The following is a 15,141-nucleotide window of genomic DNA, read 5'->3' as shown; positions in this document are numbered from 1 at the left end:
TAATCAAAGTTAGAGAATATAATTTCTATTTCCAAATATGGAACTGCCAACGCGAATCATAGTGCTACCGTTTTCAATCGCTATTTGATAATCTCCACTCATTCCCATGGATAAAATAGTGAGTGATGGATTGGATACTTTCAATGCATCAAATAATTTTTTTAGTGATGAAAATTCTGAGGAAATTTTCAAAGTATCATTTGTAAATGTAGCCATTCCCATCAAACCTACAATTGAAATGTGTTTCATTTCAGCAAATTCTTTAGAGGCTAAAATGGCAGTAATTTCCTCAAATGACAAGCCAAATTTTGTTTCTTCATCTGCAATACTCGCCTGCAACAAACAATTGATGATTCTGTTGTTTTTGGCAGCTTGTTTATTGATTTCTTTCAACGTGCTAAAACTATCCACACCATGAATCAAATCCACAAAAGGAGCCATGTATTTCACTTTGTTGCTTTGCAAATGTCCAATCATGTGCCATTGAATATCTTTGGGCAAAGCTTCATATTTATCAACCATTTCTTGCACTTTGTTTTCGCCAAAAATGCGTTGTCCAGCATCATAAGCTTCCTTTAAATCTGCAATTGGTTTTGTTTTAGAAACAGCTACCAAAGTCACATTTTCTGGAATATTTTTTTTGAAATTATGTATATTTTCTTTAATCATCACAAAGTTTGAAAGTTTACATCTTACTACTAATTGACAAATGCTAAAAGCAAAAAACTATTTTTTAAACAAATCAATAATTTGAGTTGCCAATTCAATACCAATTCTGTCTTGAGCTTCTTTAGTGCCAGCACCAATATGAGGACTCAACGAAACTTCAGGATTCATTAAGATTTGAATTTCTGGAGTAGGTTCGCTCTCAAAAACATCCAACCCTGCAAATTGCACTTTGCCACTTTCTATAGCATTGATCAAATCCACTTCATTCAAAACGCCACCTCTAGCAGTATTTACAATGCCAACACCATTTTTCATCATCGCAAATTCTTTCGCTGTCAAGGTATACTCCTCTTGAGAAGGAATGTGCAACGTAATAAAATCTGACTGAATCAAAAGCGTTTCCAAAGGTTGCGTTTCTATGGGAAATACCATTTTTTGTTGATTGAAAAAAATCAACTCAATAGTTGCTTTTTTGATTTCGGTATCTGTAGCAATCACGTTCATTCCCAGTCCAATAGCTATTTTTGCAACTTCTTGACCAATATTTCCAAAACCGATAATTCCCAGCGTTTTTCCATTCAATTCCATTCCTTGAGAAAAAGCTTTTTTCAATTCATTGAAACGAGTGTCACCTTCTAACGGCATCTCTCTGTTCGAAATATGCAGAAAACGAACCATTCCAAACAAATGAGCAAAAACCAATTCTGCTACAGATTTTGTAGACGCTTCAGGAGTATTGATAACCTTCAATCCATGATCAATAGCATATTCTACATCGATCTTGTCCATCCCAATGCCACCTCTTCCAATCAATTGTAAACTAGGACAAGCTGCAATCAATTCTTGCGAAACTGAAGTTGCACTGCGAACCAAAAGACCATTAATTTGTTCTTCATTTATAAATTTAATCAACTGATTTTGTGCTACTTTTGTGGTAATTACGGTAAAACCGTTTTCTTCTAGTAAGGCAATTCCACTTTTTGAAATGCCATCATTTGCTAATATTTTCATTCAATTCAAACCTTCCCAATAGGAAGGAGTTTATTTTATTATAAAATCTAACTTCTAAAATCTAACTTCTAACTTCTTTTTTCCAACTCCTGCATTACATCCACCAAAGCCTGAACACTATACAATGGCAATGCATTATACATACTCGCTCTATAACCTCCCACACTTCTATGACCATTGATACCACTGATGTTTGCTTCTTTCCACAACGCATCAAAAGTGGATTTTAAAGATTCATCTACCAAATTAAACGTTGGATTCATAATGCTTCTATCTTCTTTTGCAGCAAATCCAACAAACAATGGATTTCTATCAATTTCGTCATACAACAAGGCTGCTTTTTGATTGTTAACCGTTTCAATAAATGGAATTCCACCCAAATTTTTCAACCATTCTAAGGTCAATAAAGAAACATACACTGAAAAAACAGGAGGCGTATTGTACATACTTTCTTTGCTGATATGCACTTGATAGTCCAAGATTGACGGAATTACTCTAGATACTTTTCCAAGCAATTCCTCTTTTACTACTACTAATGTTGCTCCTGCAGGACCCATATTTTTTTGAGCTCCAGCGTAAATCAACTCAAATTTTGAGAAGTCTAATTGACGAGAAAAAATATCAGAACTCATGTCACAAATCAATGGAACTTCGGTTTCTGGAAATTCTTTCATTTGTGTACCAAAAATGGTGTTATTGCTAGTCACATGAAAATAATCAGCATCAGTTGGAATGCTATAATTTTTAGGGATATAACTGTAATTTAAGTCTTTTGATGAAGCAACTACAGCAACCTCTCCAAAGTTTTTAGCTTCTTTGATGGCGTTGTTTGCCCACGTTCCTGTATCTAAATAGGCTGCTTTTTTGTTCAAAAGATTGTAGGCAACCATCAAAAATTGCATGCTGGCACCACCTTGCAAATACAAGGCTTGATATCCTTTGTTTTCCAATCCTAAAAGTTCTAAAGCTAGACTTCTTGCTTTTTCCATCACATCTACAAAAGGTTTGCTTCTGTGCGAAATTTCAATCAATGATAAATTATCATTGTTAAAATTCAATACAGCAGCAGCTGCTTTTTCGATTACTGATTCTGGCAAAATGCAAGGTCCTGCACTAAAATTGTGTTTTTTCATTTGTTTTTAAATTTGCGACAAAAAATTCAACGTATTTACACCATCTGCATAGTCCCACAACTGTGGATTTTGAGTTTCGCCAAACGCAATTTCATCTGGCAAAAATCCTTTAGAAACAATGCATTGAATGAGTTCTTTGTCTTGGTATAATTTTATTTTTAAATCTATTGGATTGTCATAATATTCATAAAAAACAGTCGCAATAGGAGAGGAGTAACTTTCATCTTCTTTGATCATCAAAAAGCCATTTTCGAGCAAATCAAATTCGCTCATCAAATACACAGCCTTGTTATAATCGTAATTATTGGCGTATTTGGCATTGTAAATCAAGTCTTTTTTGCCATAGATGCCATTGAAAAAAAGATTGAAATCAAACTCTCTTGGAACATATAATTTGGAAACACTTCTGCATCCCAATCCAAAATAGGTAAAAATATCATCAGCTAATTTTTCAAAATCTTCCTCAGTTTCAGTCCCTGTAATCACAGCAACTGAATTGCGACTTTTGCGAATGATATTTGGTTTATTCCCAAAATAATATTCAAAATAACGGGCAGTATTGTTGCTTCCTGTGGCAATGATGGCATCAAAATCAGTCAATTTTTCGTCTGTAAAAGTAATGTGTCCTTTCAAACTTGGCTCAACATATTCTAAGTATTTTGCCAAAAAAGGCAGCAAATGCTTGTCATTAGAAGATTGTTTTACCAACACAGAATGTCCGCAAATCAATACCGATAAAAAATCATGAAAACCCACCAAAGGAATGTTTCCAGCCATGATGATGGCAACTTTTTTAGGAGAAACTTCTTTCAAATTTTCTCTTTCAATCCAAGTTTCTAAATTGGATTTGCGTAGCGCAACAGCCCAATTTTCAATAGCCAACAATAGGTTATCCTCTGTAAACCAACTGTTTTTCTCTTGCGCTATTTTCAATTGATGTAAAAAACCATTAAAAAACAATTCATTGAATGCTATTGTTTCATCCTTCAAAATGCTTTTTCTTGAAAATTGTCCTAAGAAAATTCCCAATTTGTTAAAAGCTTCCAATCTGCTTTTTATTAACTCCATTAAATTTGTTTCTAAATAATTTTGGGTTTATTTTTGCAGCAGCAAAGTTACACAAACTATAAGAAATAAACCATGGCAATTATAATAACTGATGAATGCATCAATTGTGGTGCATGCGAACCAGAATGTCCAAATACAGCAATTTACGAAGGCGCTCAAGACTGGAAATATAAGGAAGGAACAAATCTTAAAGGAAATGTAATTCTTCCAAACGGAAAAAAAGTAAACGCAGATGAATCTCAAGAACCTGTTTCTGACGAAATATATTTTATTGTAGCAGACAAATGTACAGAGTGCAAAGGCTTTCATGACGAGCCTCAATGTGCTGCAGTTTGTCCTGTAGATTGTTGCGTTCCCGATGAAAACAATGTGGAAACAGAAGAAGAATTACTGGCAAAACAAAGTTTCATGCACAATGACTAGTCTTTTGATTTGAACACGATCACATCCCGATTTTTTAGTCGGGATTTTTTTTTGATTTAAATTCTTAAATATTCAACTATATTTGCACCGCTAAAAAACGTATTCATGAAAGCCGGAATTGTAGGATTACCAAACGTAGGAAAATCAACCTTATTCAATTGTTTATCAAATGCAAAAGCACAAAGTGCCAACTTTCCTTTTTGTACTATTGAACCTAATATTGGTGTGGTGAATGTGCCAGACAAACGCTTGGAAAAATTAGAAGAATTAGTAGTGCCTGAAAGAGTGGTGCCTGCTACTGTTGAAATCGTAGACATTGCTGGATTGGTAAAAGGAGCTAGCAAAGGAGAGGGTTTGGGAAATCAGTTTTTGGCAAATATCCGTGAAACAGATGCTATTTTGCATGTGTTGCGTTGTTTTGATAATGACAATATCATTCATGTGGATGGTTCTGTAAATCCTATCAGAGATAAAGAAACCATTGATATTGAATTGCAATTGAAAGATTTAGAAACCGTTCAAAAACGTTTGGAGCGTGTAAAACGTACTGCCAAAACTGGCAATAAAGAAGCACAAACAGAATTGGATATTTTATTGAATATAGAAAATACGCTACTTCAAGGAAAATCTATCAGAGGAATTCAATTTAGTGAAGCTGATTTAGAATTTGTTACGCCCTTGCAATTCATCACAGCAAAACCAGTGTTGTATGTGTGCAATGTAGATGAAAATTCGGCAGTATCTGGAAACAAGTATGTGGATTTGGTAAAAGAAAATGTAGCACAAGAAAACGCAGAAGTGATTGTATTGGCAGTAGCTACAGAAGCAGATATTACAGAATTAGAAGACTACTCTGAGCGTCAATTATTTTTGGAGGACATTGGTTTGGAAGAAGCTGGAGTTGCCAGATTGATTCGTGCAGCCTATACCTTATTAAACTTACAAACCTATTTCACTGCAGGTGTAAAAGAAGTCCGTGCTTGGACAATTCCAATAGGTTCAACTGCACCACAAGCAGCAGGAGTCATTCATTCCGATTTTGAAAAAGGATTTATCCGTGCAGAAACGATTGCTTTTGATGATTATGTGAAATACGGCAGTGAATCCAAAGTAAAAGAAGCAGGAAAAATGCGTGTTGAAGGAAAAGAATACATTGTAAAAGACGGAGACATCATGCATTTTAGATTCAATGTGTAAGACTTCTTCTTTTTGATCATATATAAAAACATCCCAATTTTTGTTGGGATGTTTTATTTTTAAGAATGTGTGTTTACTGAAATATATAAAGCACTTGTTTGACTCAAATAGATTTTTCTAGTTTGAAAACACTCATATTGCGTGTTTATTTCTCAAATAAGGCAACCGTTTCAATATGTGAAGTATGTGGAAATTGATCTACCAAACTGATTTTTTTGAGTTCATAACCTGCTTCTCGTAACAAGGAAGTATCTCGTGCTTGAGTGGCAGGATTGCAGGAAACATACACCATTCTGTCTGCATTCAAATCAATGATTTTTTGCAATGTTTTTGGCATAATACCCGCTCTTGCAGGGTCTAAAATGATGGTTTTAATTTTATTAGTATACTCAGGATGAGCCGTTAAAAACTTGCCTACATCAGCCGCAAAAAATTGAACTCCTTGAATGTTGTTTCTTTTTGCATTTTTTTGAGCATCTTCAATGGCAGAAGCTACAATATCAACCCCAATAATTTTCGCATTATTGCTCTTTGCGGCTACAATTTGCCCAATGGTTCCTGTACCACAAAACAAGTCCATCACCACTGTATTGTCCACTTTGGATTGGTCTTCCAGCACATATTCAACCACTTTGCTATACAATTTTTCAGCCGCTTTTGGATTCGTTTGAAAAAAGCTTTTCATACTAATTTCGAACTGCAAGCCCAATAATTCTTCTACAATTTTTTCTTTCCCAAACACCAATTGTTCGCTTCCAGCTGTTGCAATGGTTCTATCACCAGTTTCATCATTGATGGTATGAATCAAACCTGCCATTCTTTCGCCAAAAAGACTTTGTAAAAAGGAGATAAATTGTGGCATTGAAAAGGAATCCAATCCATCAGAAGTGGTTACCAAATTGAATAACAATTCATTGGTTTTGAATGATTTCCGAACAACAAAATATCGAAAAAAACCTTCTTTTTTGGGACCATGCCAAGGTGCTAATCCTGTTTTTTCACAATAAATTCGGATGTTTTTGATGTTGTCTTCCAATTGTTTGTCAAACAATCCTGAATCTTTCTCCAAATTGTCTCCCATCCACCAAACACCACGTCTTTTGAATCCTAAGGTAAAAATATCAATATCTGTTTTGTTGATGCGATCATATCCAATGGCAGAAAAACCATATTCCATTTTATTTCGATAGTGAAAATCGTTGGGAGAAATGATGAATTCATCAAACAAATCTTCAATATGAGGCACATTTCCAATACGTTGAAACAAAGACAAGGTGCTTTCTTTTTTGTATTTGTGTTGCAATGCAACTGGCAATTGAATGTAAGGTGCACCAGGAATATCTTGATAAGGAACTTCTATTTCATCTTCTGAAGGTTTCAAAACATCGATCAAAGCAGCTTCTGCATATTTTTTACTTGATGTTTTTATTTGTGCTTTCACCAATTGTCCAGGCAATGTATTGGGCACAAACACCACAAAATCGCCTTTTTCATTTCGAATTCTGGCAATTCCTTTGCCACCAAAAGCATAATCTTCTATAGTAAGTTCTAAAATTTGGTTTCTTTTTACAAATGGATTGCGTTCTCTACTTGGCATACTTCTTTTTTTATTGAGGGCAAAATTAAACAATTAATTTATGTAGCAATGTATCAATGTATCAATGTAGCAATGAAACAGTTTAACAATGGAACAATAGAAACCACAGATACCCTAAAATCTTTCAACTTTTTTCGTATTTTTGCGCAACTTCGAGGATGATTTCTTTCCCACGCTGAATTTCTATTCCAATAATTATTGGAGTTTAGAAGGATAAAGGTAGAACAGGAATGGTTATTTTATCAATAGTAAAACAAAAAAAATGACTGTTTTAGAACAACTTACTTCGCAACAAGCGATTGAATTAGAAAACAAATATGGTGCGCATAATTACCATCCTTTGCCAGTAGTATTGAGTAAAGGAGAAGGAGTGTATGTTTGGGATGTGGAAGGAAAAAAATATTATGATTTCCTTTCTGCGTATTCTGCTGTAAATCAAGGACATTGCCATCCAAAAATCGTAAATGCTTTGGTGCAACAAGCACAAACATTGACCTTGACTTCTCGTGCTTTTTACAATGATATGTTGGGAAAATATGAGCAATTTGCCTGCAATTTTTTTGGATTTGACAAATTGTTGCCCATGAATACAGGTGCAGAAGCTGTAGAAACTGCGCTGAAAATTGCTAGAAAATGGGCTTATGAAATAAAAGGAATTGACGAAAATGAAGCTGAGATTGTAGTTTGTGAGAATAATTTTCACGGACGGACAACTACCATTATTTCATTTTCAAATGATGAAAATGCACGCAAAAACTTTGGCCCTTTCACAAAAGGATTTGTCAAAATTGAATATGACAATATCCAAGCATTGGAAAATGCACTGCAAAATAATCGAAATATTGCTGCTTTTTTAGTAGAACCAATTCAAGGTGAAGCTGGTGTTTATGTTCCTTCTGAAGGATATTTAAGTGCTGCAAAAAAGCTGTGCGAAAAATACAATGTATTGTTTATTGCAGATGAAGTTCAAACAGGAATTGCCAGAACTGGGCGCTTACTAGCCACTTGTGGAAATTGCAGTTGCGCAGATAAAAACTGTTCAGGAACACCTGAAGTAAAGCCAGATATTTTGATTCTTGGGAAAGCGTTGAGTGGAGGAGCATATCCTGTTTCAGCGGTGTTTGCAGACAATCACATCATGAATGTTATCAAACCTGGAAATCATGGATCCACTTTTGGAGGAAATCCAATTGCAGCAGCAGTTGCAATGGCTGCTTTGGAAGTAATTCGTGATGAACATTTGGCAGAAAATGCAGATAAATTAGGTCGCATTTTCAGAGAAGAATTATCAGCGTTTGCCGAAAATAATGACTTGGTAAAATTGATAAGAGGAAAAGGATTGTTGAATGCGATTGTCATTAATGATACTGAAGAAAGTGAAACTGCATGGAATATTTGTTTAAAATTGCGCGACAATGGATTGCTTGCAAAACCAACACATGGCAATATCATTCGTTTTGCACCTCCATTAGTAATGACAGAAATTCAATTGCGAGAGTGTATTGATATTATCAAAACCACCATTGCAAGTTTCTAGAAAACGAGTATATTTGGGAATCACTTTAAAAAAAATCGATTATGAATGAACCAATTACACTGTTAGCAGAATTAAAACTCACTTCTGAAGCCAAAGGATATTTGAAAGAAACCGCGAATTGGGCTTTTTTCTTATCAATTATTGGTTTTATCGGAATTGGAATTTTAGTAATTATAGCCTTGTTTGCAAGTACGATCATGGGCTCAATGCCACAAACACAACAATTGCCTTTTGATATGGGAAAAATGGTAGCGATTATTTATTTAGTCTTAGCAGCAATTTATCTTTTTCCAGTTTATTATTTGATGCAATTTGCCAATAAAATGAAAGCTGCATTGTCTTTAAAAGAAGATGCTATTTTAACAGAATCTTTCCAGATGTTGAAATCGCATTACAAATTTATGGGTGTTTTTACCATCATCATTATTTCTTTATATGCAATGATTTTTGTGGTTGCCATGTTTGGTATGTTAGCTACGTAAAGATTTCCAGATAAAATATATTTTAAAAAAAACTTTGCGAAACATTGTTTGATTAGCGTGAACTAACAAACAATGTTTCGCAAAGAAAAAATTAGTTTTATTCGAATGATTTAATGCCTAAAAATTCATTCCAGGGATTTTCGGCATTCCCATTTTTGCAACGCTTGCCAATTCATTTTCGTTGATGGTTTTTGCTTTTTCAAGCGCTTTGTTCAGTGTTAAAATCAAATAATCTTCCAATTCATCTGTATCAGAAAGCAATGAATCATTGATTGATATAGACTTGATTTGACTATTGGCAGTTACAGTTACACTTACTTTTCCATCACTTGAAACTTCATCAATCAGCACAGAATCCAATCTTTTTTTGGTTTCTTCCACTTTTTGTTGTGTTTCTTGTAGCTTTTGCATCATTCCTGATAAGTCTCCAAACATAATTTATAGGTTTTAGTGTATTTATACTTGCAAAATTACTAAATTTAGCATGAATTAAATTCCATCAAAAAATGAGAAAAAAAATCCTGAGCACATTGTTTTTAAGTACTATTTTTGCAATCGCTTGTAAAAATGATGCAAAAATTATGAAAAGTACTGATGCAAACGCGCCTATAGCTGAGAAACAACCAACAAAACTTGAAAAACACGGGGACGTGCGAATTGATAATTACTTTTGGATGCGTCTTTCTGACGAGCAAAAAGTGGCTCCTGTAAAAGATGCGCAAACCCAAAAAGTTATTCAATATCTAGAATCTGAAAATACGTATTATGAGACAGTGACTGCTTATACGAAAGATTTTCAGGAGGAATTGTTCCAAGAAATGAAAGGGCGCATCAAAGAAGATGATTCTTCAGTACCCTACAAAGAAAATGGATATTATTATATTACACGCTATGAAACTGGCAAACAATATCCTATTTACAGTCGTAAAAAAGGAAGCTTGGATGCTAAAGAAGAAATTCTTTTCAATGTGAATGAAATGGCTGAAGGGTATGAATATTTTCAATTGGGAGGTTTGAGTATTTCTGAGGATAACAAGTATGCCATTTTTGCAACTGATACTGTAAGTAGAAGACAGTATTTCTTAAGAATCAAGAACTTAGAATCAGGAGTTATTTTAAAAGATATTATTGATAACACTACTGGAGGAGCAGTTTGGGCGAATGACAATAAAACTATTTTTTACACAAAGAAAAACCCAATTACCCTTAGAAGTGAAAAAATTTACAAGCATATTTTAGGAACTTCAGAATCTGAAGATGTGGAAGTTTATCATGAAAAAGATGATACTTTTAATACCTATGTAACGAAATCAAAATCCAATCAATTCATCATTATTGGTTCATACAGCTCAGTTTCCTCAGAATCTCGTTTTTTAGATGCGAACAATCCATCAGGAAAATTTACCGTAATTCAACCAAGAGTTCGTGATTTGGAATACTCCGTTTCGCATTATAAAGATCATTTTTATTTATTGACAAACAAAGACAAAGCCATCAATTTTAAATTGATGAAAACGCCCATCAATGCTACCTCCAAAGAAAATTGGGTAGATGTAATTCCACACAGAAAAGAAACCTTATTAGAAGATTTTTCCATATTCAATGACTATTTGGTTTTAGAAGAAAGAACCAATGGTTTGAACAAAATCCGCATCAAACGTTGGGACAATACTGAGGATTATTATTTGCCTTTTGACGAAGAAACCTATTCAGTGGGTGTGTATGACACTCCTGATTTTGATACAGATATCATTCGTTATTCTTACAATTCTTTTACAACTCCAAGTTCGGTAATTGATTTCAATATGAAAAATAAGACCAAAGATGTCAAGAAAGAACAAGAAGTGTTAGGAGGGAAGTTCAAAAAAGAAAATTACATCAGCAAACGAGTTTGGGCAACAGCGAGAGATGGAAAAAAAGTGCCTATTTCGTTGGTGTATCATAAAAATACGGTGTTGAATGAAAACACGCCTTTGTTGCAATATGGGTATGGTTCTTATGGCGCAATCATTCCTGATGGATTTTCTACAACCCGTTTGAGTTTGTTGGATAGAGGATTTGTATTTGCGTTAGCACATATTCGTGGAGGAGAATATTTAGGCCGTGAATGGTATGAAGATGGAAAAATGTTGCAAAAAATGAATACGTTTACTGATTTTATTGATTGCTCAACATATTTGATTGAAAACAAATATACTTCTGCCAAACATTTATATGCGATGGGAGGTTCAGCAGGAGGATTATTGATGGGTGCTGTTGTAAACATGAATCCTGAATTGTACAATGGAGTTATTGCAGCTGTTCCTTTTGTAGATGTTGTTTCAACAATGTTGGATGATAGCATTCCATTGACAACAGGCGAATATGATGAATGGGGAAATTCGAATGAAAAAGTTTATTATGACTATATGAAATCCTATTCACCTTATGATCAAGTAAGTTCAAAAGCCTATCCAAACATGCTTGTTACCACTGGTTTTCATGATTCGCAAGTACAATATTGGGAGCCTGCAAAATGGGTTGCCAAATTACGTGAATTAAAAACAGATAAAAACTTATTGTTTTTGCAAACAAATATGGAAGCAGGTCATGGAGGAGCTTCAGGACGATTTGAAGCATTGAAAGAAACTGCAAGAGAATATACATTTTTCTTAGCATTGGAAAACAAAATAACTCAGAAGCCAGTAAAACCATAAGCATCGTAAAAAAGTTTAGGTAAAAAACGAAGGAGTTATTCGCTTTAAAAACAAGTTGTTGCAATTTACATTTATGCTAAATTGGACAATTTCACTATTTATGTTGTTGAAATTTGGTAAAGAAATGTATTTTTGCACCACTATTTCTACAGCAACCATCTTGCAAATGGCTTTTTTGAGAAACGATTATAATGACTAGAAACCAAGGAATCACTGATAATATCCTGCAACTTGTAGGACAAACACCATTGGTGAAACTACATCAAATAACGAAAGATTTTCAAGGTTCTTTTTACGCAAAATTAGAAGCTTTCAATCCAGGACATTCTGCAAAAGACAGGATTGCCTTGCATATTATTGAAGATGCTGAACGCAAAGGAATCATCAAAAAAGGCTCAACAATAGTAGAAACTACTTCAGGAAATACAGGTTTTAGTTTGGCTATGATTAGCATTGTAAAAGGCTATAAATGTATTTTGGCAGTAAGTGACAAATCTTCAGTTGACAAAATAGACATGCTAAAATCAATGGGAGCAGAAGTGCATATTTGTCCTGCTTATGTAGCTCCTGATGACCCCAGATCCTATTATTCTGTAGCGAAAACCATTCATAAAAAAACTAAAAATTCGGTGTATATCAATCAATATTTTAATGAATTGAATATTGAAGCACATTACAGATCAACAGGCCCAGAAATCTGGAAACAAACGGAAGGAAAAATCACACATTTGATTGCTGCAAGTGGAACAGGAGGCACCATTTCAGGGACAGGAAAATATCTAAAAGAACAAAATCCATCCATCAAAGTGTTAGGAGTTGATGCTATTGGTTCCGTATTGAAAAAATACCATGAAACAGGAATTTTTGACAAAAACGAAATCAGTCCATACAAAATAGAAGGATTAGGAAAAAACCTGATTCCAACTGCCACTGATTTTGATGTGATTGATATTTATGAAAAAATTTCTGACAAAGATGCTGCTTTGACAGCTAGGGAAATTGTAAAAAAAGAAGGAATTTTTGCAGGATACACTTCAGGTGCTGTTGTGCAAGCGACCAAACAATTTGCTTCTCAAAATTATTTTGATTCAAACAGTGTCATTGTAATGATTTTTCCTGATCATGGCTCACGATATATGAATAAAATTTACAGTGACGCTTGGATGAAAGAGCAAGGTTTTTACGATGATAAATAACCTTTTAATATACTTGATAAACTGCAAAAAAAGCAGTTAATTTGTACTCATCAAAACTTAATTTATAGATTATGACGAAAGATTTATTTGAAAGAATAAAACTAGATAAAGGGCCTTTAGGAAAATGGGCTTCACAAGCAGAAGGATATTATGTTTTTCCAAAATTAGAAGGACCAATTTCCAACAGAATGTCTTTCAAGGGGAAAAAAGTAATCACTTGGAGTATCAATGATTATTTAGGATTGGCAAATCACCCAGAAGTTATCAAAGCGGATGCTGACGCTGCTGCTGAACATGGAATGGCGTATCCTATGGGCGCAAGAATGATGTCTGGACACACCGATTTTCACGAACAATTAGAACAAGAATGTGCTGAATTTGTGAACAAAGAAAGTGCATATTTACTCAATTTTGGGTATCAAGGAATCATGTCAGCAATTGATGCGTTGGTTACAAAACACGATATCATTGTGTATGATATTGATACGCACGCATGTATTATTGATGGAGTTCGTTTGCACCAAGGAAAACGTTTTGTATATCGTCATAATGATATGGAAAGCTTTGAAAAAAATATCAAACGTGCAACTAAAATGGCCGAACAAACTGGAGGAGGTATTTTAGTAATTTCTGAAGGTGTTTTTGGAATGCGTGGTGAACAAGGAAAATTAAAGGAAATTGCAGCATTTAAAAAACAATACAATTTCCGTTTAATGGTAGATGATGCTCACGGATTTGGAACGCTTGGAGAAGGAGGAAGAGGTACAGGTTTTGAACAAGGAGTACAAGATGAAATTGATGTGTATTTTGCAACTTTCGCCAAATCAATGGCTGGAATTGGTGCTTTTTTAGCAGGTGATAAAGATGTAATTCAGTATTTACAATACAATTTACGTTCGCAAATGTTTGCAAAATCGTTGCCTATGGCAATGGTAAAAGGCGCTTTAAAGCGTTTGGATATGATGCGTACTATGCCAGAATTGAAAGAAACTTTATGGAGAAACACAAATGCGTTGCAATCAGGGTTACGTGCAGCTGGTTTTGATTTAGGATCTACACAAACTTGTATTACTCCAGTGTATTTGCAAGGAGACATTCCTGAAGCAATGGCAATGGTAAATGACTTGCGTGAAAATCATGGAATTTTCTGTTCTATTGTGGTGTATCCAGTAATTCCAAAAGGATTGATTATTTTACGATTGATTCCTACAGCAACACATACACAAGAAGATATTGACGAAACTATCAAAGCATTTTCTGCGATAAGAGAAAAATTAGAAAATGGAAGTTATAGACAAGTTGCTGTAAGTTAAACAGTATTTCTTTCTAGTTTTCAAATCATTAAAACAAAAACTGTGAAGTGCTTTATCAAGTATTTCACAGTTTTTTTTATACTAAAAAAAAGAAAAGTAGTTAAAAGTTCAAATCATCAAACAACCTAAAAATTGATATCATATGAAAAAATCAACAATCCGTATTATTATCAATCTTTTATTTGGACTTTTATTTTTTTATATCGGTTTTGTCAATACATTTTGGGGAAATGATCCTTTTTATGGATTGTTCATCATTCTTTTATCAATACTTTTCTTTTTGCCAATTATAAATTTATTTATTGAAAAAATTCCACAGAAGACATTATTTATTCTTAAAATAATTCTTGGTCTGTTCATCATTTGGTCTAGTTTAGGAGTTGGAGAATTGTTTGACAAAATTGAATTGATGAAAATGAGCTTTCCTTTACCCACTTATGAAGCGGTTGGAAAGGATTAATGTAACACGTTGTGCAATTATTTTATTGAATAATAAAATATATTTTTTTCAACGAATTCACCAATTTTAAGGATTTCATCACCATAATTATTTTCATCTTTGATGAATATTTAAATTTATTGAAATCATATTTTTAAAAAATCCGTGAATTCGTGGCAAATTTATTTCAAAACTCAATTACACCCAACAGGTTAATGTAGTGTGGTAAATCTATTTTCTACCTCTAAAACATACGTTTTTCATTCAAATTTTCACCATAAATTCCTAAGCAAAAATAATTTGTGTTAATTAACAAAAATTTCTTAAATTAGATATAAATATCAAAACAATAAAATGCTGTCTTCAATATGAAGAAAATG

General features: G+C 33.8%; 14 protein-coding genes. 8 read left to right on the top strand and 6 right to left on the bottom strand.

Annotated features, from left to right (window positions below; genetic code table 11):
• Positions 1 to 9 precede the first annotated feature (9 nt).
• The 4 genes from IU405_RS11760 to IU405_RS11745 all read right to left on the bottom strand — a co-directional run bounded on the left by IU405_RS11760 (position 10) and on the right by IU405_RS11745 (position 3,881).
• Positions 10 to 669, bottom strand: coding sequence for a YggS family pyridoxal phosphate-dependent enzyme (locus tag IU405_RS11760; protein ID WP_197438807.1), 660 nt, complete (start codon positions 667 to 669; stop codon positions 10 to 12).
• Between the two features lie 57 nt (positions 670 to 726).
• Positions 727 to 1,680 carry a D-2-hydroxyacid dehydrogenase gene (locus IU405_RS11755; RefSeq protein WP_197438806.1) on the bottom strand — a complete coding sequence of 318 codons (954 nt, stop codon included), beginning with the start codon at positions 1,678 to 1,680 and terminating at the stop codon, positions 727 to 729.
• A gap of 68 nt (positions 1,681 to 1,748) precedes the next feature.
• The gene (serC, locus tag IU405_RS11750) at positions 1,749 to 2,813 is read right to left on the bottom strand and encodes a 3-phosphoserine/phosphohydroxythreonine transaminase (RefSeq protein ID WP_197438805.1); all 1,065 of its coding nucleotides are present in this window, start codon (positions 2,811 to 2,813) and stop codon (positions 1,749 to 1,751) included.
• Positions 2,814 to 2,819: 6 nt separating this feature from the next.
• Positions 2,820 to 3,881: an acyl-CoA reductase gene (locus IU405_RS11745; protein ID WP_197438804.1), complete on the bottom strand. Its 1,062-nt coding sequence runs from the start codon at positions 3,879 to 3,881 to the stop codon at positions 2,820 to 2,822.
• Positions 3,882 to 3,953: 72 nt separating this feature from the next.
• Here IU405_RS11745 and IU405_RS11740 point away from each other — a divergent pair, with 72 nt between their 5' ends.
• Positions 3,954 to 4,304 carry a 4Fe-4S binding protein gene (locus IU405_RS11740; RefSeq protein WP_197438803.1) on the top strand — a complete coding sequence of 117 codons (351 nt, stop codon included), beginning with the start codon at positions 3,954 to 3,956 and terminating at the stop codon, positions 4,302 to 4,304.
• A gap of 105 nt (positions 4,305 to 4,409) precedes the next feature.
• On the top strand, positions 4,410 to 5,501 hold the full coding sequence (gene ychF / locus IU405_RS11735) for a redox-regulated ATPase YchF (RefSeq protein WP_197438802.1): 1,092 nt from the start codon (positions 4,410 to 4,412) through the stop codon (positions 5,499 to 5,501).
• A gap of 145 nt (positions 5,502 to 5,646) precedes the next feature.
• On the opposite strand, the gene rlmD is transcribed toward ychF, so the two are convergent.
• Positions 5,647 to 7,098, bottom strand: coding sequence for a 23S rRNA (uracil(1939)-C(5))-methyltransferase RlmD (gene rlmD, locus IU405_RS11730; protein ID WP_197438801.1), 1,452 nt, complete (start codon positions 7,096 to 7,098; stop codon positions 5,647 to 5,649).
• A gap of 262 nt (positions 7,099 to 7,360) precedes the next feature.
• Between rlmD and rocD the strand changes: the two genes are divergently transcribed.
• Together rocD and IU405_RS11720 are read left to right on the top strand one after the other, a co-directional pair.
• Complete coding sequence (rocD, locus tag IU405_RS11725) at positions 7,361 to 8,635, top strand: ornithine--oxo-acid transaminase (RefSeq protein WP_197438800.1); 1,275 nt, start codon at positions 7,361 to 7,363, stop codon at positions 8,633 to 8,635.
• Positions 8,636 to 8,676: 41 nt separating this feature from the next.
• Positions 8,677 to 9,117, top strand: a complete 441-nt coding sequence (locus IU405_RS11720; RefSeq protein ID WP_197438799.1) for a DUF5362 family protein — start codon at positions 8,677 to 8,679, stop codon at positions 9,115 to 9,117.
• Positions 9,118 to 9,234: 117 nt separating this feature from the next.
• Here IU405_RS11720 and IU405_RS11715 read toward each other — a convergent pair whose 3' ends face one another.
• On the bottom strand, positions 9,235 to 9,552 hold the full coding sequence (locus tag IU405_RS11715) for a YbaB/EbfC family nucleoid-associated protein (RefSeq protein WP_197438798.1): 318 nt from the start codon (positions 9,550 to 9,552) through the stop codon (positions 9,235 to 9,237).
• A gap of 146 nt (positions 9,553 to 9,698) precedes the next feature.
• On the opposite strand from IU405_RS11715, the gene IU405_RS11710 reads away from it, so the two are divergent.
• From IU405_RS11710 to IU405_RS11695, 4 genes are all read left to right on the top strand, one after another.
• Positions 9,699 to 11,813, top strand: coding sequence for a S9 family peptidase (locus IU405_RS11710; RefSeq protein WP_197438847.1), 2,115 nt, complete (start codon positions 9,699 to 9,701; stop codon positions 11,811 to 11,813).
• A gap of 191 nt (positions 11,814 to 12,004) precedes the next feature.
• Positions 12,005 to 13,009 carry a PLP-dependent cysteine synthase family protein gene (locus IU405_RS11705; RefSeq protein ID WP_197438797.1) on the top strand — a complete coding sequence of 335 codons (1,005 nt, stop codon included), beginning with the start codon at positions 12,005 to 12,007 and terminating at the stop codon, positions 13,007 to 13,009.
• 71 nt (positions 13,010 to 13,080) lie between these two features.
• Positions 13,081 to 14,322, top strand: coding sequence for an aminotransferase class I/II-fold pyridoxal phosphate-dependent enzyme (locus IU405_RS11700; RefSeq protein ID WP_197438796.1), 1,242 nt, complete (start codon positions 13,081 to 13,083; stop codon positions 14,320 to 14,322).
• 142 nt (positions 14,323 to 14,464) lie between these two features.
• The gene (locus IU405_RS11695) at positions 14,465 to 14,782 is read left to right on the top strand and encodes a hypothetical protein (protein ID WP_197438795.1); all 318 of its coding nucleotides are present in this window, start codon (positions 14,465 to 14,467) and stop codon (positions 14,780 to 14,782) included.
• The last annotated feature ends 359 nt before the right edge of the window (positions 14,783 to 15,141 follow it).

The sequence above is a fragment of the Polaribacter sp. BAL334 genome, assembly GCF_015767435.1.
GTDB lineage: Bacteria > Bacteroidota > Bacteroidia > Flavobacteriales > Flavobacteriaceae > Polaribacter.
The sequence above is the reverse complement of the archived record's forward strand: the minus strand, read 5'-3'. Positions and strand labels throughout refer to the sequence as shown.